This window comes from Catenibacterium mitsuokai, assembly GCF_025148785.1.
Lineage (GTDB): Bacteria > Bacillota_I > Bacilli_A > Erysipelotrichales > Coprobacillaceae > Catenibacterium > Catenibacterium mitsuoka.
Map to the genome: position 1 here is coordinate 1,539,362 of NZ_CP102271.1, position 26,908 is coordinate 1,566,269.

Annotated in this window: 25 protein-coding genes and 4 tRNA genes; 6 read left to right on the plus strand and 23 right to left on the minus strand. The window is 33.9% G+C overall.

Translation table 11 applies throughout. The features are described from left to right. Nucleotides 1-16: 16 nt before the first annotated feature. The 12 genes from NQ499_RS07875 to NQ499_RS07930 all read right to left on the minus strand — a co-directional run bounded on the left by NQ499_RS07875 (nt 17) and on the right by NQ499_RS07930 (nt 6,866). On the minus strand, nt 17-904 hold the full coding sequence (locus tag NQ499_RS07875) for an ABC transporter permease (RefSeq protein WP_006505688.1): 888 nt from the start codon (nt 902-904) through the stop codon (nt 17-19). After that, complete coding sequence (locus NQ499_RS07880) at nt 901-1,812, minus strand: ABC transporter ATP-binding protein (protein ID WP_006505687.1); 912 nt, start codon at nt 1,810-1,812, stop codon at nt 901-903. The genes NQ499_RS07875 and NQ499_RS07880 overlap by 4 nt, the downstream gene beginning before the upstream one ends. 5 nt (nt 1,813-1,817) lie before the next feature. Continuing rightward, nucleotides 1,818-2,231: a hypothetical protein gene (locus tag NQ499_RS07885; RefSeq protein ID WP_006505686.1), complete on the minus strand. Its 414-nt coding sequence runs from the start codon at nt 2,229-2,231 to the stop codon at nt 1,818-1,820. 11 nt (nt 2,232-2,242) lie between these two features. After that, the gene (locus NQ499_RS07890; RefSeq protein ID WP_006505685.1) at nt 2,243-2,677 is read right to left on the minus strand and encodes a LytTR family DNA-binding domain-containing protein; all 435 of its coding nucleotides are present in this window, start codon (nt 2,675-2,677) and stop codon (nt 2,243-2,245) included. A 123-nt stretch (nt 2,678-2,800) separates the two neighbouring features. Next, nucleotides 2,801-2,875, minus strand: a tRNA-Gly gene (locus NQ499_RS07895). Nucleotides 2,876-2,891: 16 nt separating this feature from the next. Further along, nucleotides 2,892-2,966: transfer RNA gene (locus NQ499_RS07900), tRNA-Gly, on the minus strand. A gap of 16 nt (nt 2,967-2,982) precedes the next feature. Then, a tRNA-Gly gene (locus tag NQ499_RS07905) sits at nt 2,983-3,057 on the minus strand. 17 nt (nt 3,058-3,074) lie between these two features. Then, nucleotides 3,075-3,149: transfer RNA gene (locus NQ499_RS07910), tRNA-Gly, on the minus strand. Between the two features lie 82 nt (nt 3,150-3,231). Continuing rightward, entirely contained in the window at nt 3,232-4,008 is a 777-nt protein-coding gene (locus tag NQ499_RS07915; RefSeq protein ID WP_006505182.1) for a type III pantothenate kinase, read from the minus strand. Between the two features lie 2 nt (nt 4,009-4,010). Continuing rightward, complete coding sequence (gene coaBC / locus NQ499_RS07920) at nt 4,011-5,195, minus strand: bifunctional phosphopantothenoylcysteine decarboxylase/phosphopantothenate--cysteine ligase CoaBC (protein WP_006505183.1); 1,185 nt, start codon at nt 5,193-5,195, stop codon at nt 4,011-4,013. Between the two features lie 28 nt (nt 5,196-5,223). Next, on the minus strand, nt 5,224-5,823 hold the full coding sequence (locus NQ499_RS07925; RefSeq protein WP_006505184.1) for an ECF transporter S component: 600 nt from the start codon (nt 5,821-5,823) through the stop codon (nt 5,224-5,226). A gap of 164 nt (nt 5,824-5,987) precedes the next feature. Next, a complete protein-coding gene (locus NQ499_RS07930; protein WP_006505185.1) occupies nt 5,988-6,866 on the minus strand; it encodes a MurR/RpiR family transcriptional regulator in 879 nt (292 codons plus the stop codon). Nucleotides 6,867-7,024: 158 nt separating this feature from the next. Between NQ499_RS07930 and NQ499_RS07935 the strand changes: the two genes are divergently transcribed. Next, nucleotides 7,025-8,404, plus strand: a complete 1,380-nt coding sequence (locus tag NQ499_RS07935; RefSeq protein ID WP_259848472.1) for a glycoside hydrolase family 1 protein — start codon at nt 7,025-7,027, stop codon at nt 8,402-8,404. A gap of 194 nt (nt 8,405-8,598) precedes the next feature. Then, the gene (locus tag NQ499_RS07940) at nt 8,599-9,519 is read left to right on the plus strand and encodes a sugar phosphate nucleotidyltransferase (RefSeq protein WP_259848473.1); all 921 of its coding nucleotides are present in this window, start codon (nt 8,599-8,601) and stop codon (nt 9,517-9,519) included. A 25-nt stretch (nt 9,520-9,544) separates the two neighbouring features. Here NQ499_RS07940 and NQ499_RS07945 read toward each other — a convergent pair whose 3' ends face one another. Genes NQ499_RS07945 through NQ499_RS07955 form a run of 3 tightly spaced genes read right to left on the minus strand, consistent with a single transcriptional unit; the run spans nt 9,545 to nt 11,455 of the window. After that, nucleotides 9,545-10,585, minus strand: coding sequence for a bacteriophage abortive infection AbiH family protein (locus NQ499_RS07945; protein WP_006505342.1), 1,041 nt, complete (start codon nt 10,583-10,585; stop codon nt 9,545-9,547). Continuing rightward, nucleotides 10,582-11,094: a hypothetical protein gene (locus NQ499_RS07950; RefSeq protein ID WP_155812617.1), complete on the minus strand. Its 513-nt coding sequence runs from the start codon at nt 11,092-11,094 to the stop codon at nt 10,582-10,584. Before NQ499_RS07950 ends, NQ499_RS07945 begins: the two co-directional genes overlap by 4 nt. A 52-nt stretch (nt 11,095-11,146) precedes the next feature. Further along, nucleotides 11,147-11,455 carry a PTS sugar transporter subunit IIB gene (locus NQ499_RS07955; protein WP_006505340.1) on the minus strand — a complete coding sequence of 103 codons (309 nt, stop codon included), beginning with the start codon at nt 11,453-11,455 and terminating at the stop codon, nt 11,147-11,149. Nucleotides 11,456-11,678: 223 nt separating this feature from the next. Here NQ499_RS07955 and NQ499_RS07960 point away from each other — a divergent pair, with 223 nt between their 5' ends. Further along, nucleotides 11,679-12,929 (plus strand): RNA-guided endonuclease InsQ/TnpB family protein, encoded by a 1,251-nt coding sequence (locus NQ499_RS07960; RefSeq protein WP_259848474.1) that lies wholly within the window; start codon nt 11,679-11,681, stop codon nt 12,927-12,929. A gap of 95 nt (nt 12,930-13,024) precedes the next feature. Here NQ499_RS07960 and NQ499_RS07965 read toward each other — a convergent pair whose 3' ends face one another. Continuing rightward, a complete protein-coding gene (locus NQ499_RS07965; RefSeq protein WP_259848475.1) occupies nt 13,025-13,675 on the minus strand; it encodes a DUF6198 family protein in 651 nt (216 codons plus the stop codon). Nucleotides 13,676-13,994: 319 nt separating this feature from the next. Between NQ499_RS07965 and NQ499_RS07970 the strand changes: the two genes are divergently transcribed. Beyond that, nucleotides 13,995-15,245, plus strand: a complete 1,251-nt coding sequence (locus NQ499_RS07970) for an IS110 family RNA-guided transposase (protein ID WP_259848476.1) — start codon at nt 13,995-13,997, stop codon at nt 15,243-15,245. Nucleotides 15,246-15,328: 83 nt separating this feature from the next. Here NQ499_RS07970 and NQ499_RS07975 read toward each other — a convergent pair whose 3' ends face one another. Genes NQ499_RS07975 through NQ499_RS07990 form a run of 4 tightly spaced genes read right to left on the minus strand, consistent with a single transcriptional unit; the run spans nt 15,329 to nt 19,568 of the window. Continuing rightward, nucleotides 15,329-16,165, minus strand: a complete 837-nt coding sequence (locus NQ499_RS07975; RefSeq protein WP_259848477.1) for a hypothetical protein — start codon at nt 16,163-16,165, stop codon at nt 15,329-15,331. After that, nucleotides 16,152-17,486: a patatin-like phospholipase family protein gene (locus NQ499_RS07980; protein ID WP_006507061.1), complete on the minus strand. Its 1,335-nt coding sequence runs from the start codon at nt 17,484-17,486 to the stop codon at nt 16,152-16,154. The genes NQ499_RS07975 and NQ499_RS07980 overlap by 14 nt, the downstream gene beginning before the upstream one ends. Further along, entirely contained in the window at nt 17,483-18,925 is a 1,443-nt protein-coding gene (malQ, locus tag NQ499_RS07985) for a 4-alpha-glucanotransferase (RefSeq protein WP_006507060.1), read from the minus strand. Before malQ ends, NQ499_RS07980 begins: the two co-directional genes overlap by 4 nt. Nucleotide 18,926: 1 nt before the next feature. Further along, nucleotides 18,927-19,568: a lactate utilization protein gene (locus NQ499_RS07990; protein ID WP_006507059.1), complete on the minus strand. Its 642-nt coding sequence runs from the start codon at nt 19,566-19,568 to the stop codon at nt 18,927-18,929. 72 nt (nt 19,569-19,640) lie between these two features. Here NQ499_RS07990 and NQ499_RS07995 point away from each other — a divergent pair, with 72 nt between their 5' ends. Further along, on the plus strand, nt 19,641-20,165 hold the full coding sequence (locus NQ499_RS07995; protein ID WP_006507058.1) for a cysteine hydrolase family protein: 525 nt from the start codon (nt 19,641-19,643) through the stop codon (nt 20,163-20,165). 119 nt (nt 20,166-20,284) lie between these two features. Next, a complete protein-coding gene (locus NQ499_RS08000; protein ID WP_006507057.1) occupies nt 20,285-21,349 on the plus strand; it encodes a branched-chain amino acid aminotransferase in 1,065 nt (354 codons plus the stop codon). Between the two features lie 869 nt (nt 21,350-22,218). Here NQ499_RS08000 and NQ499_RS08005 read toward each other — a convergent pair. The 3 genes from NQ499_RS08005 to NQ499_RS08015 form a co-directional block, all read right to left on the minus strand. Then, nucleotides 22,219-23,550: a citrate synthase gene (locus tag NQ499_RS08005; RefSeq protein WP_006507055.1), complete on the minus strand. Its 1,332-nt coding sequence runs from the start codon at nt 23,548-23,550 to the stop codon at nt 22,219-22,221. A gap of 156 nt (nt 23,551-23,706) precedes the next feature. Continuing rightward, on the minus strand, nt 23,707-24,483 hold the full coding sequence (locus NQ499_RS08010; protein ID WP_006507054.1) for an HAD-IIB family hydrolase: 777 nt from the start codon (nt 24,481-24,483) through the stop codon (nt 23,707-23,709). Further along, nucleotides 24,476-26,818, minus strand: a complete 2,343-nt coding sequence (locus NQ499_RS08015) for an HAD-IC family P-type ATPase (protein WP_006507053.1) — start codon at nt 26,816-26,818, stop codon at nt 24,476-24,478. Before NQ499_RS08015 ends, NQ499_RS08010 begins: the two co-directional genes overlap by 8 nt. Between the last annotated feature and the right edge of the window lie 90 nt (nt 26,819-26,908).

A 26,908-nucleotide genomic window follows, 5' to 3' on the forward strand; every position in this document is an offset into this window, starting at 1 on the left:
TAAAAATACATAGAATTTACATATTTATTTTTGATTGATTTAAGAATATGTAAATTAAGGTAAGGATAAAGCATGAGCCAATCATAATCAGATACATCATACTTTGTGTTACAGTATGTCCCATAAGTGTAAATGATGTATCAAAACTTTGATGGATTTCATTCATTACATTGGCAGGAACTTTTGTACCTAGTTTTAGAAATAAACTTCTTAATAAATGATTACGAATAAGCGATGTGCCATATGTCCCTGGCAGGAACTTAATAAATGTACGTACTGCAGGTGTAAATTGAGAAATAGGCATATAAGCACCACATAAGAAACCATATCCCGCACTCACTACACTACTAACAGCTGAAATCTGGCCTTGTGTTGTAAGGAAATAATTAATAATAGATGATAAAGAAGCACCAAACAAAGTAAGTAAAAAGATATCTAGCAAACAATATAATACATCTTTTAACGGTAAGACAAAGTGACTTGTACCTAATACAATAAAGCATGCAAGTAACGCAGTGATATTAATAATCATAGTGATAAGTAAAGTAGAAATAAAATAACTAAGAGCTAATGTTGTTTTACTGACAGGTGCTATGAGTAAGTCCTTTATTTTATGATCTGCTTTATCTTGTACCATAATCATATTTGAACAGAATGATACTGTGACACAACTCACCGCAAGTAATGAAGAAAAGAGATAACCATTCACAAAAGCATCAATAGTATTTTGAGAGACATTAAAGTATTTCACTATACTATCAAGTGAATCATGATAGATAGTACCTAAAAATGTCATATATAAGACAATTAAGACTATTGGTGTAATCAAAGCTGTTAAGAAACGTCCTTTATCCTTAAAAAATAATACTGTATGTCTTAATGTAAGATGATAAAGCTGTTTCACACTTGTTCACCTCCTGGGAGTTTATTTCCTGTTACATTTAAGAAGACATCATCCATTCTTCCTTTTACTAGTTCAAAGTCATTAAACAATTCTGGTTTTTGAAGAATCATTTCTTTCACAACACCTGGATGATTGATACGGATTGTGTAATGATCCTTATTATATATATATGGATGTCCTAAAGACTTGATGTCCTCTTCTTTTACATGATAGATATTTAAATAATCATAAGCATATTTCTGTTTTAATTCATGTGGTGTTCCAGAAGCTATTTGACGGCCACGATCAATAATAACAACTTGATCTGCTTCAGCTGCTTCTTCCATATAATGAGTCGTAAGAAATACAGTCATATGTTTTTCTTTTCTTAAATTATCAATAACTTTCCATAATGTTTTTCTTGTTTGAGGATCTAAACCAGTTGTTGGTTCATCTAAGATAAGAAGTTCTGGTTCATGAATAAGAGCACGAGCTATATCTATACGTCTTCTTTGTCCTCCTGATAGCTTATTTAAAGGTTTCTTTAAAAAGTCTTTGAAATCTAATAATAGAGAGAGTTCTTCTAGTTTCTTCTTAAAAGAATCCCCTGTAATACCATACAAAGCAGCACGATACTTGAGATTATCATAAACTGTGAGCACATCATCTAATGCAGAAGTTTGATAAACAACACCTATAGTAGTTCTTACTTCATCCATATGTGTTTTAATATCTTTGCCTTCAATGTATATTTCTCCTGTATCACTTGTAAGTTCACCACATATCATAGAGATAGTGGTACTCTTACCTGCACCATTAACACCTAGAAAGGAAAAGAACGTTCCCTTTTCTACAGTAAAGCTTAAGTCATCTACTGCTTTAATATCACCAAAAGTTTTTGTAAGATGTTTAATTTCAATACTATTCATAGTTGTCACCCCTTTCTACTTTTCAGAGCTTTATTGATTTCTATAGCCATACGACAATCATTAATATAATTAAAGAGTCTGACTAATATATCTACAATAATAATTGTTATAAAGAAGAAAATTCCTCCCAAGAAATCCTGATACATACCGATTTGATAGCCTGCAGTTAGAAGTATAACTTCTAAGAATATTGTATGAAGAATATCCTTCACTATTACATTTTGCAACTTGAAACTATAGATTATAGTAGGTAGACAAGCAAGCAAAGAGAAGACTGCTACCTGTCCTAAATAAGATACAGAAAGCATTTTTATTTGTGGCTGGTTAAAATAACAGAATAAGATTGTACACATCATTGATAAGTTATATATTACGAAATATTCTACAAGCATTGTATGCATTAATTCTTTTTTATTCATTATTACTCTCCTTACAACCCAATCATTTGTTTTAGTACACGTACATATTGTCTAGAAACGATAAGTTTCTCTTTATTAGTCAGCATCACTTCAAATCTTCCAGATAATGATGGTTTAATAGAATCAATTTTATCCGCATTAATAATGAATGATTTAGATGCTCTAAAGAATGATGTACCTTCTGTTTCTTTTTCAAATTCATAAAGTTTCATCTTTGATTCATATATTTCCTTTTTGCAATAGAGAAATGCTTTTTGATCAACTATTTCAAAGTAATATATATCATTGATATTCAATAGATAGGCAGTTCCCCTTTTGTATCCAATTATTCTTTTCTCATTTTCTATGAAAGAGATCATACTTTGTATTTCATCTGTTATCTGATAGCATTTAATGACAACTTCTTCTTTTTGATCTTCAGATATCAATTCAATTCTTGTCTTCATATTTTTCTCCCTTACAAAAATGATACCATAATATAATACATGTGAATATCACATCCAATTAAGTTGTAGAAATGATTGTATAAGATGCACAAAAAAACTAGGCCTTAGCCTAGTTGATTTCAATGGAGCCACATGCCGGAGTTGAACCGGCGTCCTCTGCATGGCAAGCAGATATAATAGCCATTATACGAATGCGGCTTATAAAATTTTAAAATGGAGCCACATGCCGGAGTCGAACCGGCGTCCTCTGCATGGCAAGCAGATATAATAGCCATTATACGAATGCGGCATATGAAATTTTTAAATGGAGCCACATGCCGGAGTTGAACCGGCGTCCTCTGCATGGCAAGCAGATATAATAGCCATTATACGAATGCGGCATATAAAGTTTTAAAATTGGAGCCACATGCCGGAGTCGAACCGGCGTCCTCTGCATGGCAAGCAGATATAATAGCCATTATACGAATGCGGCCTCACTAACACTCGAGGAGTGCTTATTTATAATACCAAATAATAATATAGGTGTCAATAAGATTTGTAAAAAAAATGAAGGATCAGTGACGATCCTTCTTGTTCTTATCATATATGATCTTTAAACCTTTAAATGTAAGTTCCTGATCATAAATATCAATTAAGTCAGTTTCTTTCGCAATAAGCTTACCTAAGCCTCCTGTAGAAACTACTTTTAGATTCTGACCATATTCTTCTTTTATCTTCTTGATAATATATTCAGTCTTCCCAATATAGCCATAGACTACCCCAGCCTGCATTGCAGTGACTGTATTTTTCGCAATAATATGCTGTGGTTTGACTAATTCAATTTCAGGGAGCTGAGCAGCCATAGAAGAAAGAACACCGGCTTCTATACCAATGCCTGGTGCAATTACTCCACCAATGAAAACACCTTTCTCTGTAATAACATCATAAGTAGTCGCTGTACCAAAATCAATAACGAGACAGGGACCACCATATGTATAATAAGCCCCAGCTGCATCCACTAAACGGTCTGAACCAAGAGTAGATGTATGATCAATTTGAATATTGATGCCTGTTTTCACACCTGGGCCAACAAATAGTGGTCTAATATGAAAGTATTTAATAATGGAACTTGAGAAAGAATAGTTAATCTTTGGTACAACCGAGCTAATAATGACATCCTTAACATCTTCTACATTCAAGTGAGAGGCTTGAAGGTATGAATGAAGCATTAAGCCATATTCATCTGATGTACGTTCCATACGTGTTGTCATACGAAAACGACCTACTAAATGATCTTCTTTGTAAACACCAATAGTAATATTTGTATTACCGATATCTATAACCAATAGCATTCTTATTTCTTAGCTCCTATTTTCATACATTCTTTTAAGATAATATAGCTTAGATCTGATTTAGACATCTTATCGATACCCTTCATAGAATCCTGAGTAATAATAGTAACAACATTTGTATCACCCTGAAATCCTGCACCCTCTGTTTTAAGATGGTTCGCAATAATCAGATCACATTGTTTTTTATTTAATTTCTTTGATGCATTTTCAATTAAATCTTGTGTTTCCATCGCAAATCCACATATCACTTGATGTTCAACTTGATGATGCCCTATATAATCAAGTATATCTGGATTCTTTTTTAGTTTAAGAATAAGTTCATTGTCATTTTTCTTAATCTTTTCTGTAGATGTTTCTACAGGTGTATAGTCAGCTACTGCAGCTGACATAATAATATAGTCATAATGTATATGATGTCTTTTTACACATTCAAATAAATCCTGGGCACTTGTAATAGATTGATTGATAATATAAGGCACTGGCTTTAATGATGTAGGGCCATGAATTAATCGTACCTTGGCACCAAGTATAAATGCAGCGCGTGCAATTGAGTATCCCATTTTACCTGATGAGTGGTTTGTAAGAAAACGTACAGGATCTAAAGATTCTTGAGTTGGTCCTGCAGTGACTAATACCTTTTTGCCTTGTAATGGATGGTCACTAAGTGCATATTCCATCATTAAATGAAGATGATCATAGTCTGCAAGTTTACCTTTACCTGTATCACCGCATGCAAGAAGACCTACAGCAGGTTCTACAAATAAAACACCATCATCCTTTAAAGTTTGGATATTACGCTGTGTTGTTTTATTTTCATACATATGTACATTCATTGCAGGTGCAATGAGTTTAGGACATGTAGCTGCTAGAAAAGCAGCTGTCAACATATTATCTGCAATACCATTAGCACATTTTGCGATGGTTGTTGCACTCGCTGGTACAATCATAAACAAATCAGCATCCTTGACGATATCTACATGTGTAATACATCCTGGATCATCATCAAAGACATCAATATATGTTTTTTTCTTTGTGAGAGCAGAAATAGAAGTTGGTGTGACAAACTTCGCTGCACTTGGAGTGAGCATGACTTCAATTTCATATTTTTCTTTCACTAGATCACTGATGAACTGTACAGTCTTAAATGCTGCAATAGAACCAGTAATCCCTATAATCAATTTTTTCATCTATTAATACCCTCTTTTCATTTATAAATTATCCACGCTTCATTAAAGCGAAGAGAGGTTTTGTGACAATTACCACAATAACAACACCCACAAAAGCTTCAAGTAAGCTCTGTGTGCTTGATACTGCTAAGAAATAACTTCCAAGCTTGCTTGCATCCTGACCAATAGCCTTAGCATAAGATGTACCAAATAAAGCCCAGATACCACCTAATACTAATACTGTATTTGTTAAAGCACCTAGGAAAGCAGCAACTGCAGTCGCAATAGTCTGCTGTTTATTCTTAATTAACTGATAAATAGAACCTGATACAAACCCAATCATAACTCTTGGGACAATCGCAATGACTGCACTAAGTACTGATCCACTAATAAATGGTGAGAAGACGAAAGATGTCACTGTTGGCTGCATTGTGTTCATTAATAATGAAGATAAACCAAATACAAGACCAATCAAGCATCCCTGCTTAGTACCTAATACAATTGCTGCAATAATAACTGGAACATGAAGTAAAGTGGCTCTTAATGGTCCAATTGGGATAAATCCTAAAAATGGTACCATGACCATCACTGCTTCAATCGCAATAAATAATGCAAGTAAAGTCAGATTCTTTGTTTTTTTGTTATTCATTTGTTTCCTCCACTGTCATTTGCATACGCAATATGACGTAAATATAAATTTTGCCAGCAGAATATTAAGTTAGCTCCTAAATAGGTAGCCACAGGGCATATCCTACACAGCAAAACCATTATATACTCATTTTTTGGAAATGAAAAGCATTACATTTTCCCATATTATATATCATTAACTGGAGAACGAGCCGGATGTCTTGCATCCTTTGTTTTATCATAACTGACTTTTTTCTCTAAGTTTCTATTATAATCACGTTGGAATATACATGAGAAAATAAGATTTAAAATATACTCCATAGAAAGATTTGAGGCAAAAGGAGCTATTTTAGTAAAGATTTTCTCTCTTGAGCCAACTCTTAGTATCACATCACCATAATGTGATAGCTGATTATCGCCTAGAGAAGTAATCACAATCATCTTTGTCCCCTTCTCTTTTAATGTCTGGGCAATGCGAATAATTTCAGCTGTTTCTCCTGAATAAGAGAGAATCATTGCAAGATGTGATGAAGAAGAGTTATAAGCTAAAAAGATCTGTTCTCCTTCTAGTGTACGAATATTTACGTTACGTCCAATACGCGTCATCTTATGCTGGAAACTTAATGCTTCTAACATTGAATTACCATTTCCATATATATCTATAGACTCATATTGATTCATAAGTTCTATCGCTTTACGCAAATCATCAAAATCTATCAGTTTAATTGTATCTTCAATAACTTCTCTGCTCATTGTACCGAGTTTATAGGCAATCTGTGGGTAGTTATCTTCTGGACCAAAGGGAAAGTTAACATCGATTCTTTTGGTTTTAGTAAGTGTATATTGCAGTTCTGCTGAATACTTGATCTTAAAGTCATTATATCCTTCTAATCCTAGTTTGCGACATAGTCTAACTATAGTTGCAGGAGATGTATACGTTCTTTTTGCCAATTCCTTAATTGATAAATTCAATACATCTTCTCCATGATTCAATATGTAATGGGCGATTTCCACCTCAGCATGTGTGAAATCTAATGCGAATTCTAATTGTGTCATTATACTCATTGTTTATCACCTGATTCAATTATATCATGAAACGTATTTTCAATAAACTTGATTTTTAATGTTCTTTTTTGAAACAAAAATAAATTAATACCTGTACATATTTACTTCTTAAAACGCTTATGTGAGAATAAGATTGTACCATAGAGGAGGACAAATAAATGGAAAAGAAATTACCAAAAGATTTTTTCTGGGGTGGCTCAGTATCATCATTCCAGACTGAAGGTGCCTGGGATGAAGGCGGAAAGGGTTTATCAATCTATGATGTAAGACCTACACCAGAAGGACATGCAGACTGGAAAGTTGCAATTGATGAATATCATCGTTATAAAGAGGATATTCAGTTAATGAAAGAAATGGGATTCAACTTCTACCGTTTCTCTATTTGCTGGAGCCGTATTATTCCTAATGGAGATGATGAAGTCAATGAAGAAGGTGTACAGTTCTATAATAATTTAATTGATGAATTAATTGCGAATGGTATTACTCCAATGATTACATTAGTTCATTTTGATATGCCTTATCATCTAGTAAAGGAATACAATGGTTTTGCATCACGTAAGGTTGTTGATTTATTTGAACGTTATGCAAGAGTTTGTATGGAACGTTTTGGTGATAGAGTAAAGCATTGGATGTCATTTAATGAACAGAACCTACATTCATGTAACTTAATCTATTCAAATGCGGAAATTATTCCTGAGGGAAAAACTAAAGCTGAACATCTATACCAGGTCGCACATAATGTTATGATTGCTCATTGTAAAGCTGTTAAGGCTTTAAGAGAACTCGTACCAGATGCTAAGTTTGGTGGCATGACAACTATTACTAACTTCTATCCTGCAACTGATACACCAAAGAATAACTTATTCTGTCAGAAAGCTTATGATTTAGTCAATGACTGGGTATGCTATGTACAAGCAAATGGTAAATATCCTAGATATTATACAGCATACTTAAAAAACAGAGGTTGGTTCCCTGTATTTGAAGAAGGCGATGAAGAGTTATTAAAGTATACATGTGATTATTTATGCTTCTCTTACTATCGTTCTAATACACTCACTGAAGGTGAATTTGATATGACTACACCTTTCAATGATATTGTAGAAAAGCATGTTGTAAAGAACCCTCACCTAGAAGCGACTGAATGGGGCTGGGAAAAGGATGCCATTGGATTTAGATGGGTCATGAATACTTTAAGCGAAAGATATGATCTTCCTTGCTTCGTATTAGAAAACGGTATGGGTGCAAGAGAATCATTAAATGAAAATGATACTGTAGATGATGATTACAGAATTGAATATCATCGCAATCATATCCAGGAAATGAAGAATGCCATTCTTGAAGATGGTGTTGACTGCTTAGGTTACATCACTTGGGGACCTATTGATATTCCTTCATCTAGCTGCCAGATTGCCAAGAGATATGGTTTCGTATACGTTAATAGAACTGATGAAGAACTATTAGACTTAAGAAGAGTACCTAAGAAATCATTCTATTGGATCTCTAAAGCATTCAAATCTAACGGCGAAGATTTAGACTAGTATCCTAAAGCCTCATTCGTGAGGCTTTTTCCTTTTCCTTAATATTGCTTAGTGAAATACTAATTTCTTAAGAATTCCTTAATAAAATCGAGTAGATTAACTGTAATAGTTTGATTTTCGAATATAAATAGTGTATTATGGCGTTGGTAAAAATGATTGAATACTTTTACTAGAGGTAAAAGTGGAGGTATCTAATGAAAACAAGTTTAGTTATTATGGCTGCTGGTATCGGCTCACGTTTTGGTGGAGGAATCAAGCAGTTAGAACCAGTTGGACCTAATGGTGAAATTATTATGGATTATTCAATCCACGATGCCATTGCGGCCGGTTTCAACAAAATTATCTTCATTATCCGTAAGGATATTGAAGCAGACTTCAGAGAAGTCATTGGTAATCGTATCGAAGAAGTCGTAAAGAAATATGATGTAGAGATTGCTTATGCATTCCAGGATTTAAAGGCATTACCAGAAGGTATTAAATGTCCTGAAGGACGTACTAAGCCTTGGGGTACTGGTCAGGCAGTTCTTGCATGTGATGGTTTAATTAATGAACCATTCGCAGTTATTAATGCCGATGATTATTATGGTAAAGAAGCATTTGTACAGATTCATGATTTCTTATTAGACTACACACCTGAACATCCAGAAAAACTAGCTATGGCAGGATTTATCTTAAAGAATACTTTAAGTGATAATGGTGGTGTGACTAGAGGTATCTGTGCAGTCAATGATGAAGGATACTTAACAGATGTAGAAGAAACTAAGAATATTGAAAAGACATCTACTGGTGCACGTGTAGGAGACAGAGAAATTGATCCTAACGTGAATGTATCTATGAACTTCTGGGGATTAACTCCTGAATTCGTAAATACTTTAAAAGAAGGTTTTGTAGAATTCTTTGAAAACATCAAAGATCCACTAAAAGATGAATATTTATTACCTATCTATATTGGTGAACTATTAAGAGATAATAAATTAAGTGTTAAGGTATTAGAAGTACAGGATTCATGGTTTGGTGTAACATATAAAGAAGATGCACCTGTTGTAAAAGCTTCTTTTAAAGAATTAATTGACAACAACGTATATTCAACTGATTTATTCAGCGATATTAAATAAGACTCCAAAATTATGGAGTCTTTTCTTATACCTTCTTGAAATGTATTGTGATATGAGAGCCATAGGCACGTTCAATCAATTCATCCTCCCCTATGACCTTGACAAGATTCTTAATCTGATTCTTTAAGTCTGATTTATGAATATAGAATATGGTTGTATGGGCATGACGAGCAAGAATAAGTTGTCTCAATATATCTTTATCAGTGACATCTAGAGAATGGCCAAAGATATAGATATTGAGACGTTCTTCCTGGGATTGTTTCAACCATGTGAGATAACGGCATCCTGTCCTTTTAAATATACGCTGGTAGAATTTCTTGAATTCAATGTATTCGTTATCCTGATCTTTACGTTCTCCTGTCAAATATTCATCTATTCCTAAGACAAGATCACATGTTTCTATATCATGTTCAAGATTTGCTTTACCATGAATATAATCGTATTCTACTTCTGAGTCACCATAGAGACGTTCATATGTATTCGTATAATTAAAACTTAATACTTTATCTACATTCAATACTTGTAGTTTTTCTACATATTTTGGAGTGTCTAGGTGGTTCACAAATGCATCTAGATATATTTCTAGGCACCTAGTTAGACGCAAGAGATCATGAGTGAGGATATCTCTTAGTTCTTTGATAGGCTCCATAGAGGAAAAAGAACAACGATCTCCCCAGAAATCAAGAAGAGATGTGCCTAAATACTCATTGACTCTTGCGACCTTCTGCCCTGATTTAAACTGCATATCACATTCAACTCTGATTGCATCAAGCTTTTGTATGACTTCAGACATCTCTTTTTCAAAATCCTTCCAGCCCTCTCCTATTGTTTCTTTTTCTAGATGAATAAGCCAAAGATTATCTTTAATAAGAGATTCTAGTTCATTGGATAATTCAAGAGAAAGATGAAGAATAAAATCTATCATACGTGAATCATAATCTCGACGAGATATATCATTCTTTTCTAACGACATACGAAATAACGTAGTAAAATCGATAAAATCCTTATAGGTTGTTGGCAACCCATGTAGTAAATCAAAGCCATTTCCTAATACAAGAAGATTCATACATCGTCCTCCTTCACTGCTTCACTTGAAAGTATTTTTAATGTTTTGAAATTATTTTTAATTCCCATCGCATATAATAAAGGCGTTTCTTCTTTATCCATCGTATATATTTCCTGCATATAGGGTTTTTCCATGAAGGTATCTAATAGGGTTTTAATTTCTTCAATACATTCATGATTCATTATATTTTTATCAAATGTCGCTGTCATAAAGTTATTTTTATAGTTAATAGAAATAGAGAGGAGATAATCATATGCTACTGTCACAAAATCATCTGGTACTGAAAAGAAATTGATTCTTTCTAGTTCATTATTTGATAGATAGTTATGTAATATTTTTCCTCTCTTATATTTCTTCAACTGACCAGTATTCTTATATGCGATACTTACACCATAATAAGATATTTTCAAATCAAATAAAGCATAGATATTTTCTATTGTATCAATAAATACATCATCCACAAACTTACGTATAGACCCTCTATTGGTAATAGATATTGTTTCCATCATGCTCACCTCTATTACCATTATAAAACAAAAAAATCCGCATATGCGGATTTCATTACTTATTTGCTTCAATTAGATCCATAGCCTGCTTTAATACTGCAGCGCCATCCATACGACCATATGAACGCATATCAATTAACTGTGCAGGAGTTGGTGCTACTTCCTTCTTAACAGTTGCTTCAAGATATCTTACCTGTGGGCCAAGTAATACAACATCTGCTTTAACACCGTTTGCTTTTGCTTCATTCGCACCGACTGCCCAGATATTTGCTTCAATACCTTGTTTTTCTGCTTCTTTCTTCATTTTTTCAACAAGTAAACTTGTAGACATACCTGCTGCACAACATAACATAATGTTTACCATATATATATTGCCTCCTCAATAACCTTGTCACTATTATAATACTGCAAACGTTACCTTTAAAGTATTTTTTATCTAAAAAACAGGCAGAACCCCCACCTCAATATAGAATATAGGTGGGGGATGAATGCCGTTAATGCATCTGATAGAGAAATTTGGAGTAAGAAATAGTATAATACATATAGGAAACTTCTTTTCCTGAATCTACAGAAAGGAGGCTAAATATATGTATCTTACAGTCAAGCAGCAGGTAAAGCATCTGTCCAAGGAAGACTATCGTTCCATCAAGGAATTATGTCATATTGCAAAGAATCTTACTAATCAGGCAATCTATAACATCAGACAGCATTACTTTGCAGAAGGCAAGTATCTCAATTATGAGAAGAACTATGCACTTCTGAAGTCGTCTGATAACTATAGAACGCTTAATTCCAATATGGCACAGCAGATACTGAAGGAAGTAGATGGCTCATTTAAATCATTCTTTGGTCTTCTTAAAAAGGCAAAGCAGGGAAAGTATGCACTTAAGGACTGCAGACTTCCACGCTATCTTCCGAAGGATGGATATACTACACTTGTCATTGGATTTGTAAGACTTAAAGGGAATAAGCTCATACTTCCATATTCAAACAGCTTCAGAAAGACACATAAGGCTGTTGAGATTACTATTCCACCTATACTGCTTGATAAGAAAGTGAAGGAAATACGTATCATACCAAAGGCAGATGCCAGGTTCTTTGAAATTCAGTATACCTATGAAGCTGAATGCATTCAAAGGAATCTCAATACAACAAATGCACTGGCATTAGATCTAGGTATCAATAATCTTGTCACTGCAGTATCAAGTAAAGGTGAAACATTCATCATCGATGGAAGAAGACTGAAGTCCATTAACCAGTGGTTCAACAAGAAAAATGCAAGATTACAGTCCATCAAGGATAAGCAGGACTATGGCAGGAAGCCGACCAACAGACAGAAGGCATTAGCACGCAGGCGCAACAATAGAATAAATGACTACATGAACAAGACTGCACGCAGGGTGATTGATTACTGTATCGATCATGATATTGGAACTCTTGTTGTGGGCTATAATGAAACATTTCAGAAGGATTCCAACATAGGCAGAAGAAACAATCAGACTTTCGTCAATATTCCATATGGAAAGCTGAGAGACAAGCTTGAATATCTCTGTGAACTGAATGGCATCACACTTGTAATGCAGGAGGAGTCCTATACATCAAAAGCAAGCTTCTGGGATAAGGATGTCATACCAGTCTATAAGAGTGATGATACTGAAGAATATCATTTCAGTGGAAAGAGAATACATCGTGGACAGTATAGAACAGCCAGTGGACAAGTTCTGAATGCAGATGTGAATGGTGTATTAAATATCATGCGTAAAAGTAGAGTTGTGGATGTAAACATCCTATACAGTAGAGGCGAAGTGGACACGCCTATAAGAATAAGGATTGCCTAGCGATAGGTGGAGACTTAAATATCAATCTTCTTAAACGGATGCGTAAGCATCCTAGAAGCCTTGACTTCAAATACGGAGTATTAAGTCGAGGTAGTTCACTCAACAAACTCTATTTCTGTGACAGAAGAATATAATCTAGAAATACTTGTTTCAAGCACAGCAATAACTCGACCTGTAAAAATCATAGAAATCACGGTTCCTAGTCCAATACCCAAAATGCCACCTGTAAAGACAAAGCCTATAATAAGTGAAATGATAATAGAAATACCATCAAAGAGATTCTTACCAAAACCAAATCCTTTATGACACTTTTCTCCAATAACACTTGCTAAGCCATCTGCAGGATTAGGTACTATTTTCATACCTACAGTGAGTGATGCCCCAATACCCGTAATTACAATCGCAAAAATAAGCATCATTAAACGTGATGAATAACTAGAAGCGACAGGAATAACTCCATAAAATATCTGAATAAAGAGGCTTGTGACAAGACTGGCTGGAATCTGTAAGAATTGAAAATAATCAAACTTCTTACCGAGTAAAATCCATTGAATAATGACAAGTAAAACATAATAGATAAAAGTCATTACACCAATAGGAATATGAGTGAGATAGGCGATATTATAGGCTACAGAGATGATGGGTGACACACCTAATTGTGTCTTTGTATTGAGATCAATACCACAGCCTAAAATCAATAATCCAAGAAGATAAATTCCAATTCTTTTGTAATTCAGTTCCTTCATTATTTTCTCCATTTCCCCGCGCCTTCGTTGCGCGGACACAAATATATAACCAAACTCAAATCCACCAAAACTCTAGTGTGCATCTCGATATAATAGTATAATCAAAGAGAGGTGGTATACTACAGAGCACGTGGGGGTGAGTAGGCAATTCTACTCAAATAGAATATCCTGAATTGTTATAAGTCGCCGCTATCTTTTCAAGCACAAATAAGTTGGACTTAGAGCCAGGACACTTATGATTGTACAATCAACTGAGTGATTAGCTTAGATAGCAGTCAATGCCACTTCTCTTCTTTCAATGAAAGGAGAGATTTTTTTTATGAAGATTGTTAGACCAATCTGCTGTGGCATGGATGTTCACAAGAATATCATTGTGGCTACAATCGGTATTACTAATAAGAAAACTCGTATTACCGAATACATCCAAGAAACGTTTTCAACTTTAAACCCTGATTTACTGAATCTTAAACAGTGGCTCATTAATCACAAATGCTTTGATGCATGCATGGAATCTACTGGTAAATATTGGATTCCAATTTTCAACATCTTAGAAGATGAAATCAATATTTACTTAACTCATCCAAAATATGTCAAAGCAATTAAAGGGAAGAAAACTGACAAGAAAGATTCAAAATGGATCTGTGATTTATTTAAACATGATCTAATCAAATTTTCTTTTATACCGCCCAAAGAAATAAGAGCTTTACGAGAGATATCTCGCTATCGCTATAAATTGGTTGGAATGCGTTCCTCTGAACGTAATCGATATCAAAACTGTATGACAGTTTCCAATATCGGTATTGGTTCTGTATTTTCAGATCCGTTTGGAAAGTCTGCACAAGCAATCATGAAAGAAGTACTTGAGTCAGATATCATTGAAGATGAGAAAATTTTGAAATGTATCCATGGATCGTGTAAAAATAAAGATAAGATTCTAGATTCCATTAAACACTGCAATATCGAAACTGATCAAAGGTTTAAAATGAATGAGTCAATGACTCATATGGAAGAATTACAAGTCCATATTGATAACTGTGAAATCGAAATGATGAAACGTGCAGCACCAATGTTCGATCAATTCATGCACATCACCCAACTACCAGGTATCAGCACTTTATCTGCAATTCTTATTATTTCAGAAATCGGAGTAGATATGAAACAATTCGAATCAGATAAACAACTAACCTGTTGGGCTGGATTAGCACCTGCAAATAACGAAAGTGCTAATAAGAAAAAATCAGTTCGTATTTCTAAAGCAGGTCAATATTTAAAACCTTTATTAGTTCAGTGTGCTCTTGGAGCAATCAAAGATAAGGAGGGCTATTTTGGAATCAAGTATTCTCGTATCAAAAAGAGACGAGGCCACAAGAAAGCCATTATCGCAATTGCAAGAATGATGCTTGTCAGTATATACCATATGATTCTTACTGGAGAGACATTTAATCCTTCAGATTATGAATCATTTAGAAATCCTAAGCCACCCATAAAGCAACAAGATTTAACAGAAGAATCAGCAATTGAGTTTCTTAAGAAATCAGGTTTTGATGTTTCTAAATTAACTAAACAATAATATTCAATTATTCTATTTTTTCTAAATTACTCAAACTTGTTTTTAAGTTTGTCTTTTTTTATACGTTTTGATTGATTTTTGTTTCACACTTTAACTCCCTTTGAAAAACTATGCATGCTTGTCATCTGCTTCTGTAATTCTAGATCATCTCTTTTGATCCATTCAGCTACTGCATCATCCTTAGATGTATGAACGGATAAAACATGCACAGTATCGTGATTTTTTTCATTCTCAATATAATACTTATGGAAAATATTTTCTACAAATTTTTTAATATCTTCTTCTGATTGATAATGAAGATCACGATAATCAAAAGTAGAGTATTCTCTTTTTGTTTGTATACGATAATGTTTGACTTCTGATACAATCCAATAAATTCCTCTATTTTGAATCTTCTTTGAGATATGACTGATTTCAATAGATATAGGGTCCTGTTTTTCCTTACATTCTAAAACAGATTCATCTAGAGTACGATATAAAACATAAGTGTTATCATAATCACCTTTAGACGTTTTAAAGCCATCACGAATCATTCCTAAACTCTTAAAGCCTACTGTATCTAAAACTGTCTTTAATGTTTTAGTGACTGTATTTAGTTGCATAATTGCATATCCAGCTTTAAATGCCTGTTCCAAAGAGTCCTTAATCAGACTATCTAGTTCTTTCTTATAGTCAGCTTTAATTGCATATGAACAGGTTGCAATATGCTTACAATGTCCAGTTCCTAAAGATTTAATCAAATAAGCACCTACTAATAGATGATCATCAAGCATCACACCACAATATGATGCTGATTCAATAAAATCATCAAGAACAGGTGTGTCTTCTTCAAGATAAAGTCCTGTTTCAATCACTTCATTAAAAAGAGAAACCACGTCTTTTAAATCATCTTTCTGATATTGTCTTTTAATGATGTTCATCTGTTAAACCTCCTATTAATAAATAAATGAGTGAAGCCATCATTAGTTCCTTTTTACAGAACGTATAATACGACTTCATATCCATTGCTTCCTTGTATTTCATTTGATGTAGAAAGAATCCCACAATTGATTCTCTGTTGAGATGATTTTGTAAGAAAGATAGATTCACCTTTGTCAGACTTAATTCCTGAGGGAAATAATCCTTCTCCATATATTTCTCAAATGCATGACGAATCATATTTTTGTATTCTTCAAACGCATAAACCTTTAAATCATCAAAGTCCATTAATTCTCCAATAAAATCTAAAGTAATATATGTATAGTCTTTGAGATTTAAGATCATTTGATGATTGGCTTCTAATAATAAAGATGTCAGTTCTGAAGAATTACTATTAAAGAATCCTCTCATTTCTTTTTCCATCATCAATAATTGTTTATAGTAATCATGAAATACTGTCTGATTTGAAGGAAGAAAAGTATACTGATTGCCTTCGTAATTTCCAAATAGCTTATAAGCCATTAAGTAGCCCAAACGCTTATTTCTTTCTAGTGCATCCTTATTAAAGTCCATAAAACCACCTAAATCAACTGGTGGACATGAATAAAGAATAGAAGGACGATTAAGATATTGTGGATGAACTGGAACGAGATGCATATCCACTACGACTATTTCATCGGCACCCATATCTAAGGCAAGATCAATAGGCAGGTTATCGCTAAATCCCCCATCAATATATTTATTACCATTTATTTCTGTCATTGGAAAGACAGGAAAGCAGGCACTACTTGCAAGTAAATAATCAAGCATATGTCCTCTTTCCATTTCAGATTTTGTCTTATAACACGCTTTCATGCTTGGAAACTGCACTGTACATATACCAAAATCAATAGGTGAAGACAATAAGCGTTCTTCATCCATTAATCCACGACAATGTTCGACAAAAGGTGTATTGTCTGCCCCTTTGTTTTTGAAATAGTATCTTAAAAAAGATTGTGCCAGTGATGTCTGCTGGGCAATGGATTCTTTGAGTTCAGACAAGTTACTTCCCTCTTCCTTATTAAATAAAGAAGTTGTCATAAAGTCATCTTTTAAATCAGTCAAATCAGGGGCATTATTAAAAACATGATCCATATCTAATATATTCCATGTATACTCTAATCCTTCATAGTCTCCCATAGCGACTAACGCACCATTAAGAGCACCAATAGAAGTTCCTGTCACAATATCAAAATGTTGGTTTAATTCTTTTGCAGCAAGTAAGAAACCTGCTTCATAAGCACCTTTTGATCCTCCGCCACTTAATACAAGAGCTCTTTTCATAGAGTTTCATCTCGATTCGTATCATGAATGATTTTCTTCATGAATTTCATTTCCTTATTTAATTCTGTAAAGCGAGACATCTTCCATTCCCAGTTAGGAGATCCAATTGTACCTGGAGTATTAAAACGTGATGTTTCTGGTTCTCCTAGAAGATCCCATACAGGAATAATGACAGACTCAGCAGGTAAATCCATACAATAATGAATCATTTGACGATGTTTCTTACGTTCTTTATAACCTTCAAGAAGTAAATCTACTTCCTTTGCTGTATCTTCATCAAGATTACTATACCATCCCATTAATGTATCATTATCATGTGTACCGCTATATACAACAACCTTATCAAAATCAAATTCATCCTTATAATGGAACTGGAAGATATACATACCCTTGAAATTATAATGATCTCTTAGTTCATACACTTCATCTCTTAATAATCCTAGATCTTCAGCAAGAATATGTGTATCTGGATACTCTTCAAATAATTTGTCAAATAGTGCATAGCCTGGTGCTTCGACCCATTCCCCTACTACTGCAGTAGGTTCTGATGCTGGAATCTTCCAATAAGTATCAAATCCACGGAAATGATCAATACGTACTTCATCATAAAGCTTATTTGCACTATGAATTCTATCAATCCAGAACTTGAAATTTGTCTTTTCTAGATGATCCCAGTCATAAATAGGGTTACCCCATCTCTGTCCAAATTCACTAAAATAATCAGGTGGTACACCTGCTACAAATGAAGGTGTGCCATCTTCCTCTAATAAGAAGTCTTCCTGATCCAACCAGCAATCAGCACTATCTAATCCTACATAAATAGGCATATCCCCTATAATCATAATACCCTGATCATTCGCATATTTCTTTAATGCATACCACTGTTTAAAGAAATAGTACTGTAGGAACTCCTGATAATTGATTTCTTTTTCAAAAGGTAATAATTCAAAAGACTGATGTTTAGGGAACTCCTTATATTCCTCATGCCACTCTGTCCATGGCTTTCCCTCATTTGTTAATTTAAAGGTACGAAATAATGCATAACCCTCAACCCATTTATTGTTTTCCACAAACTGCTTAAAATCATCATTAAATTCAAATCTTTTATAAGCGAGTCTTAATAAGTCTTCTTTATGTGCACGTACAGCTTCATATTCCACTGTTTCAGCCTGTTTATTAAATGTTTTTAGTTCTCCTTTTTCAAGTAATCCATCTTTAACTAAGTCTTCTAAATCAATATAAAGTTCATCACCCGCATAAGATGAATAAGGCTGATAAGGTGAATTACCATATGCTAAAGGATTAAGTGGTAAGATCTGCCAGATCTTTATATCTGATTTCTTTAGTTGATTCACAAATGTATATGCGTTCTTTCCAAAATCTCCTACACCATAAGACGATGGTAGTGTAGAGATAGGACATAGTATTCCTGCTTTCATATTAATAACCTAACTCCTGTCTCATAATAATTACATGAATTCTATCCTTGTTTCTTTGACGTGCAAGTTTGACATAAGATGCACAGATTCTTTGATCTGCCATACAGTTCACACACTTACCAGTAACAGCACAGCCTGTTTGACGGTTTAATCTGATTGCATTTGCTGGTGCTGACACGTTCTTTATATGATCAATGGCTTCTTCTTCTGTTTCAAAGATCTTGTTGACACCTGCAACGACATAAACATCCTTAGGTCCATAAATCATTGCGGCCACTCTATTACCATTGCCATCAATATTATATAAACAGCCATCTGTTGTCATTGCATTGGTACTCGTTAAATAAATATCCGCATTAAATGCTTCATGATGTATTGCGTTGATTTCTTCTTTAGTTAATCCTTTAGCATAACGATCAAGGAACTTGACATCACTTGCACGCACTAAATCTAATACATGCATTTCATCAAGTGACATAGAGCCACCTACTGCCACTACCTTTTGGTCCTTGAAAATTGTCTTAAAATAATCATGAAGTTCTTCTTCAGTATTAAATACTTCACAAGTCATGTTATTTCTTTCTAATGCTTTCTTTAATCTTTCAATTTTCAAATCATACATACCCAATAAATTCTTATCCATAAAAAACACCTCTCTGTCCCCTATTATAACATATGAAAGTGGTTTATAATAAATAAAAAAGGAGGTTTCATCATGAGCAAGAAACTACTGGTTGTTGTAGATTATCAGAATGATTTTGTGGATGGTGCACTTGGATTTGAAAAAGCACCCAAGATTGCCCCTTATATCATTTCATTAGTAAAGAAATATGAAGAAGAAGGTGAAGATGTCTGGTTTACTAAAGATACACACTTTAATAACTATCTAGAAACACAGGAAGGTAAGAATTTACCTGTTCCTCACTGTATCTCGCAGACTAAAGGACATGAACTTTATGGAGAATTGCAGTCTTTAAGTAGAAATCATACAGTGATTGAAAAAAATACTTTCCCATCTTTAATGCTTGCGAACTTATTAAAGGATACAGCTTATGAAGAAGTAAGAGTAGTAGGAGTAGTGACTGATATTTGTGTTATTTCTAATTGTATTATGATTAAGAGTGCGCTTCCTGAAGCTTTAATTGAAGTAGATACAAAAGGATGTGCTTCTTTTGATGAAAACCTAGAAAAAGCAGCCTTGACATTATTAGAAAAGAGTTTACAGGTTAAAGTGATTTAGTGTTATTTTTCTGTTTTCCATAAATTATATAAATTGTTTTGTATTATTTCCTCATTTTGTATTGCATCTAGTAAATGATAGTACTATAATGAGAACAATTCTAAAGGGGGATTTTAATAATGGAAATCAAAGTAGAAAGAGCAAAGACTCTTAAAGAAAAGCCAGATCAGTCAAATCTTGGCTTCGGTAAATATTTTACAGATCATATGTTTGTATATGATTGGGATTCAGAAAAAGGATGGCATGATGCACGTATTGTACCATATGCTCCAATTCAGATGGATCCAGCCACAATGGTTCTTCACTATGCACAGGAAACTTTTGAAGGATTAAAGGCTTATCGTGATCCTGAAGGAAATGTTCAATTATTCCGTCCAGAAATGAATGCAAAACGTATGAGAAACTCAAACAAACGTTTATGTATGGCTGAATTACCAGAAGAAGACTTCGTAGAAGCAGTAGAAACTCTTGTTAAGTATGAACAGGATTGGATTCCTACTGCACCTGAAACTTCTCTATATATTCGTCCATTCATGTTTGCGACTGAACCAGGTGTTGGTGTTCATCCAGCCAATAAATATAAATTTGTTATTATCTTAACACCAGTTGGAAACTATTATCCTGAAGGTGTTGCACCAGTTAAGATCTGGATTGAAGATGAATTTGTAAGAGCTGTTAAGGGTGGTACTGGTTTCACTAAATGTGGTGGTAACTATGCTGGTTCACTTGCTGCTCAGGTTAAAGCAGAAGAACATGGTTATACTCAGGTATTATGGCTAGATGGTCAGGAAAGAAAGTATGTTGAAGAAGTTGGTTCTATGAACATCATGTTCTTAATCAACGATACAGTAGTCACTGCACCTCTTGAAGGTTCAGTACTTCCAGGTGTTACAAGAGATTCTATGCTTACAATTCTTCGTGACTGGGGCTATAAAGTAGAAGAACGTCATCTAAGTGTTGATGAATTAATGGAAGCAGGACGTACTGGTGCTTTAAAAGAAGCTTGGGGTACAGGTACTGCAGCAGTTATTTCTCCAGTAGGTGAATTATGTTATAAGGGTGAAGAAGTTCTTATCAACGACTTCAAGACTGGTGAATTAACTCAGAAATTATATGATACTTTAACAGGTATCCAATGGGGTAAACTTCCAGATAAGTTCAACTGGATTCATAAAGTAAAATAATCAAAAAAGCGCTTTGGCGCTTTTTTTTGTACTTTTAATTGGGTGATCTAGAATAAAAGTATAGGAAACTCTTTTTCGAGATTGACAGGAGAATGCACGATTAGAATCCATCAAGGAAAAACAGAACTATCCCAATAAGCTGACCAAAAGACAATAGCACGTAAGCGCAACAATAGAATCAAAGACTACATGAACAAAACTGCACGCATTGGGATCAATTATTGTCTTGATAACGATATAGGAATACTTGTTGTGAACTATAGCAAAACATTTCAGAAGGATTCCTATATAAGTAAAAGCAAGCATCAGAGTTTTGTTGATATCCCCTATGAGATGCTTCAAGATAAGCTTGAATATCTCTGTAAATAAAATGGCATCCTGCTTGTAATGCAAGAAGAATCGTACACCTCAAAGGCAGCCTCTGGGATAAGAAATGCAATACCAATCTATAACAGTGATATAATATCATTTCAATGGTAAGAGAATATATCGTGGGCAAGTGCTGAATGCAGATGTTAATGGCGCATTAAATATACTGTCTAAAAGTAACGTCGTGGCTACAAGTGGCCTATACGATAGAGGCGACGTAGACTCGCATTAGGTGAAAACTGAAATACTAAGTAACTAAAAACTCCGACTTAATTTTAAAATTAAGCCGGAGTGGTTTATTTGCTGTGTTTTCCAATAATAAATACAGCAGCTCCAATAATTATGATTAAAGAACCACATATTGTCAATAAATAGGAAACAACCATATATTTCTCCTTAAGAGGACAACATCCTTATAAAGATAGTAACATTTATTGGTTCAAAAGTGTAGTGTTTTTATTGAAAACAAAAGAAAAAATGCGATTTTAGTCGCACTTTCCCTATCTATCTTCGATATTTTTATATTCTTTAAGTTCTCCCACAAATTTAGTGGCAGGTCTAACAATTCGTCCACTATAAAGCTTAGATTCAATATTATGAGCGACCCACCCTACTGTTCTTCCAATTACAAAGAGTAATGTATAGAGATCTTCAGGAATACCAAGCATATCATATACTAAACCACTATAGAAATCGACATTTGTACAAACATGAATTCCTTTTCTTTTATAGATTTCCTCAATCGCAATAGCTGAGAATTTTCTATAAAATTCATATTCATCATGTCTGAATTTTTCATATGATAGTTCTTCACATTGTTTTGCTAAGATTTCACTACGTGGATCACTTAGTGTATAAACGGCATGTCCAATACCATAAATAAGTCCTGTATGATCATTAAAGTCCCCATCTAAGATGTCCTGGACTATCTGTCTAATACGAAGTTCTGAAGCTTGTATACCAATTTCGTTAATAACAAGTTCCATCTGCTTCTTAACAGCTAAATTTGCCCCACCATGCTTTGGACCTTTTAGAGAACCAATAGCACCAGAAATAGCTGAATAAATATCTGTACCAGTAGAAGATATAACAACATTTGTGAATGTAGAGTTATTACCTCCACCATGGTCTGCATGAAGAATAAGTGCAGTATTAAGTACTTCTGCTTCCTTATTTGAGAATGTACCATCTCTTCTTAATAAATATAAAATCTGTTCAGCAATAGAATAATCATAATTCTGATGATGAATAATCATAGATCCCTTATCAAAATGATGGACCTTTGATTGATATGTATAGCTAACAATAACAGGAATCTTCGCAATCAAATCAATTCCCTTATATAATGTTTCTAATACGCCTACATTGTCTGGATCATCATCATAGCTATAAAGCATCAATACTTCTCTTTGTAGCTTGTTCATGAGATTTTTCTCTGGATAGCCCAAAATATTTAATTCTAGGTATCTTTCAGGCAAGGTGTAATGATCACTAATCATCTTCTTAAAATGCTCCAATTCCTCTCTATTTGGTAAATAGCCAAATAGAATCAAGAAGCACACTTCTTCATAGAGGAAACGGCGTCCTTTTCCATTTTCCACAATGTCTTTCACATTGATACCACGATAATACAATGTACCATAGTCATCAACTTTTTCACCATCAACCTTCTTGTACCCCACTACATCTGATATATTTGTAAGACCAACTAATACACCAGTACCATCTTCATTACGTAAGCCTTTCTTTACAGAATACTTCTTATAAAGCTCACCAGGGATAGCTGTCTCATCTAAAGATTTTTTAAAACAATCTTTTATATTCTGATCCATATCATCAACTCCTTTTTGAAGGTTGAATCTATTCTATCACATTATTCATGGATTGTATACAAGTATTCTTATTAATATCAGAAGTTTATTTAGTTGTTTTATAATTATCTATACATGTATTTGTGTTATATATAAAAAAAGAAGGATTACTCCTTCTTAATCAATCCATCCAAAATGACGACATGCATACTCTATACCATCATCAGTAGAATCTTTTGTGACAAAATCTGCTTTTTTCTTTAAGTCTTCTACACCATTACCCATCGCAATAGATGTCCATTCCTTCTTAAACATAACAAGATCATTCTCACCATCACCAAAAACAACAACATCCTTAATATCAGCCTTTAAATACTCCATCATCTTAATGATACCTTTTTCTTTTGCATCATGCTGATAAGTGAGATAAGGCGGTACAAAGCGGATATGACCTACTGTATCTCTTAGAGTAAGTTCTTCTTCTTTGTCTTCTGGAATTGCAATATAAATCTTATAGATATCCTTCAAATCATCATAGTTTAATGACTTATCAAGAATATAACGAGTTGGTTCCTGTCTTTCTCCTACCTGTTCAATAAAGCGTTCATCCTTCATCACGACATCAATACTATCATTAACAGCAATTAATACTCCAAAGCCTTTTTCATCTGCTTCATGAATAAGTGCAAGAGCCTTTTCTCTGTCTAACGGACTATTTGTAACTAACTCATCATTATAAATCAAAGCAGCTCCTCCATTAGATACAAGATTATGAATACCTAGCATCTTAGCTGTTTCTTTTGTTTTATAATAGGCGCGTCCTGTCGCAATTGCGACAAAATGTCCTTTATCCTGTAATTTTTTAATTGTTTCTAAGGCACTTGCTACCGGAATACCTGTTTTAATATCTGTCAAAGTGCCATCAATATCAAAGAAAAAATATTTTTTATCCATGCTTCTCCCTCTTCCAACGTCTATATTCAGTTATGTTATCTAATGCTTTTGTAATAAGTGCGACTAAATAATAAGCAACAACACATTCAAAAGCTACTACTATAATAACACGTAAGTCCGTAATAGGATACATATAAAAATAGGTTGGAATTGCATAAAGACAACCAATAGTAAGTAGGATATTTAAACCAATATTAAACTTTCTTAAAAAATTGAGTGGTTTAGAAACCTTAAATAATACAATAAAACTAATAAATATAGTCACTAAGAAACTATATGTAGAAAAGTATTTCGCATTTAAGAAGAACACCCACTTTAATAAAAAATTAAACAATACAAGCACTACAACACTTAAAGCACATGGAAGTGCTGTATGAATCACATGTGTTAAGAAGCCCTTAGAACTCATTGTTGTATCGTGTTCAAGAGTAATAATGAATGATGGTAATCCAATTGCCATACCACTTACTAAAGAGAGCTGGAAAGGCGTAAATGGATAAGTTAAGCAGAAGAATCCAAAGATCAGACTAAGAATTGTAGAATAAATAGTCTTAGTCAGATAGAGTGAGCTGACCTTTTCGATATTCGCAATGATGACACGACCTTCGTTTACAATTTCCTTCATTGAACTGAAGTTAGAATCTAATAATACAATATGTGCTGCCTGCTTAGCCGCATCTGCTCCATTGGCCATCGCAATACCACAATCTGCATCCTTAATCGCAAGTACATCATTGACACCATCACCCACCATACCAACAACATGACCATTTTCCTGGAAAGCTTTGATAATCAATTGTTTCTGTTCTGGTTTAACACGTCCAAAGACACATGTTTCTCCTAATACTTGTTTCATTTCTTCTACAGTATCAGGGAGAGTCGAAGCATCCATATAATTATTTGCGTTATCAAGCCCTGCAAGGGTACATACACGAGAAACTGTAAGAGGGTTATCACCTGAAAGGACCTTGATAGAAACGCCCTGAGATTTAAAATAATCAAATGTATCGTGTGCATCTTCTTTAATGATATCACTAATAGTAATAAGGCAAACTGGAGTAAGAGAATGGTAATGTCCCTCTTCTAAATAGTCTGCTTCTCCTAACAGTAATACACGTAATCCAAATTCAGAATAACCCCTGACCTGATCTAAGATTTCTTTATTATCAGTCAAGAATTCAGGAGCACCTAACACAAAAGAACGATCATCATCAAAAGTAATGGCACGATATTTACGTTCTGAAGAGAATGGTACTTCTGATTTCTTATGATATTTATCATTTTTAGTGAAGTAATTCATTAAAGCATTCTGTGTCGGGTTAATATCATCTACTAAGAAAGCAAATGAACCCATAATATCGCAAATCATCTCACGCGTATATTGATCACTAATAGGAACAATATGTTTAACTTTAAGTTCACCTGTTGTAATAGTCCCTGTTTTATCAAGACATAGTACATCAACTCTGCTTAACGCTTCAATAGATTCCATCTGTTGAACAAGAGCTTTCTTTTTTGCAAGACGACCAACACCTAATACAAAAGATAAAGAAGTAAGAAGGACAAGTCCTTCAGGGATCATGCCTATAACACCGCCTACCGTTTTAACAAGGGCTGTATTAAAATCATTCGGCATGGCTTTATATTGTGCTCTAAAAAGTAGTATACCTACAGGTACAATAATAATACTCATAACCTTGATAATCTTCTCAATAGAATCTCTCATCTCACTAGATGCAAGATTCTTATGTTTAGCTTGGTTCACTAGCTTTGTAGAATAGTTCGCATTCCCTACACGAATTACTTTTGCATAACCACTTCCTGCCACAACGAAGGTTCCTGCATATATTTCATCGTTCTCCTTCTTTTTAACAGGCACTGATTCTCCAGTCAAAAGAGATTCATTGATTTCTAATGCATGATTTTCTACAACCTGGCAATCTGTGCCAATCTGATTACCAGCCTGCAAGAAAATAATATCATCCATAACAAGTTCTTCTACAGGAACATCTATCAAAGTCCCATCACGTAATGTTTTTACTTTCTCTACAGTCACAACACTTAGCTTATCAATAGTTTTCTTAACCTTGAATTCTTGAATGATACCTAATATTGTATTAGCTACCATAACTCCAATAAAAGTTAAGTTCTGCAGCTGTCCTGAAATCACAATCAAAACAGCTAAAAATATATTTAGAAAGTTGAAATATGTAAGTGTATGCTGCTTCACAATTTCTTTTTTTGTTTTAGAAATAGACTGACCTGTATAATTCACTTGTCCTTGTTCTATTCTTTCTTGTACCTCTTGTTGTGAGAGGCCTTTTAATTCATTCATATCCACCACTCCTTAATCTATTGCACTATCTTAACAAAGAAAAGTGTATTATTTGTGTACTTTCACCTTAAATTTTTCTTAAATAATAGA

Excerpts from the sequence above, each read along its gene's own strand:
- NQ499_RS07970 (WP_259848476.1), top strand. The coding sequence starts at position 13,995 with ATGAAGATTGTTAGACCAATCTGCTGTGGCATGGATGTTCACAAGAAT.
- NQ499_RS07960 (WP_259848474.1), top strand. The coding sequence starts at position 11,679 with ATGTATCTTACAGTCAAGCAGCAGGTAAAGCATCTGTCCAAGGAAGAC.
- NQ499_RS07965 (WP_259848475.1), bottom strand. The coding sequence starts at position 13,675 with ATGAAGGAACTGAATTACAAAAGAATTGGAATTTATCTTCTTGGATTA.
- NQ499_RS07980 (WP_006507061.1), bottom strand. The coding sequence starts at position 17,486 with ATGAAAAGAGCTCTTGTATTAAGTGGCGGAGGATCAAAAGGTGCTTAT.
- NQ499_RS07915 (WP_006505182.1), bottom strand. The coding sequence starts at position 4,008 with ATGCTATTGGTTATAGATATCGGTAATACAAATATTACTATTGGTGTT.
- NQ499_RS08010 (WP_006507054.1), bottom strand. The coding sequence starts at position 24,483 with ATGGATAAAAAATATTTTTTCTTTGATATTGATGGCACTTTGACAGAT.
- NQ499_RS07995 (WP_006507058.1), top strand. The coding sequence starts at position 19,641 with ATGAGCAAGAAACTACTGGTTGTTGTAGATTATCAGAATGATTTTGTG.
- NQ499_RS07935 (WP_259848472.1), top strand. The coding sequence starts at position 7,025 with ATGGAAAAGAAATTACCAAAAGATTTTTTCTGGGGTGGCTCAGTATCA.
- malQ (WP_006507060.1), bottom strand. The coding sequence starts at position 18,925 with ATGAAAGCAGGAATACTATGTCCTATCTCTACACTACCATCGTCTTAT.
- NQ499_RS07930 (WP_006505185.1), bottom strand. The coding sequence starts at position 6,866 with ATGAGTATAATGACACAATTAGAATTCGCATTAGATTTCACACATGCT.
- NQ499_RS07940 (WP_259848473.1), top strand. The coding sequence starts at position 8,599 with ATGAAAACAAGTTTAGTTATTATGGCTGCTGGTATCGGCTCACGTTTT.
- NQ499_RS07950 (WP_155812617.1), bottom strand. The coding sequence starts at position 11,094 with ATGATGGAAACAATATCTATTACCAATAGAGGGTCTATACGTAAGTTT.
- NQ499_RS07925 (WP_006505184.1), bottom strand. The coding sequence starts at position 5,823 with ATGAATAACAAAAAAACAAAGAATCTGACTTTACTTGCATTATTTATT.
- NQ499_RS07955 (WP_006505340.1), bottom strand. The coding sequence starts at position 11,455 with ATGGTAAACATTATGTTATGTTGTGCAGCAGGTATGTCTACAAGTTTA.
- NQ499_RS08005 (WP_006507055.1), bottom strand. The coding sequence starts at position 23,550 with ATGGATCAGAATATAAAAGATTGTTTTAAAAAATCTTTAGATGAGACA.
- NQ499_RS08000 (WP_006507057.1), top strand. The coding sequence starts at position 20,285 with ATGGAAATCAAAGTAGAAAGAGCAAAGACTCTTAAAGAAAAGCCAGAT.
- NQ499_RS07945 (WP_006505342.1), bottom strand. The coding sequence starts at position 10,585 with ATGAATCTTCTTGTATTAGGAAATGGCTTTGATTTACTACATGGGTTG.
- coaBC (WP_006505183.1), bottom strand. The coding sequence starts at position 5,195 with ATGAAAAAATTGATTATAGGGATTACTGGTTCTATTGCAGCATTTAAG.
- NQ499_RS07990 (WP_006507059.1), bottom strand. The coding sequence starts at position 19,568 with ATGGATAAGAATTTATTGGGTATGTATGATTTGAAAATTGAAAGATTA.
- NQ499_RS08015 (WP_006507053.1), bottom strand. The coding sequence starts at position 26,818 with ATGAATGAATTAAAAGGCCTCTCACAACAAGAGGTACAAGAAAGAATA.
- NQ499_RS07880 (WP_006505687.1), bottom strand. The coding sequence starts at position 1,812 with ATGAATAGTATTGAAATTAAACATCTTACAAAAACTTTTGGTGATATT.
- NQ499_RS07975 (WP_259848477.1), bottom strand. The coding sequence starts at position 16,165 with ATGAACATCATTAAAAGACAATATCAGAAAGATGATTTAAAAGACGTG.
- NQ499_RS07890 (WP_006505685.1), bottom strand. The coding sequence starts at position 2,677 with ATGAAGACAAGAATTGAATTGATATCTGAAGATCAAAAAGAAGAAGTT.
- NQ499_RS07885 (WP_006505686.1), bottom strand. The coding sequence starts at position 2,231 with ATGAATAAAAAAGAATTAATGCATACAATGCTTGTAGAATATTTCGTA.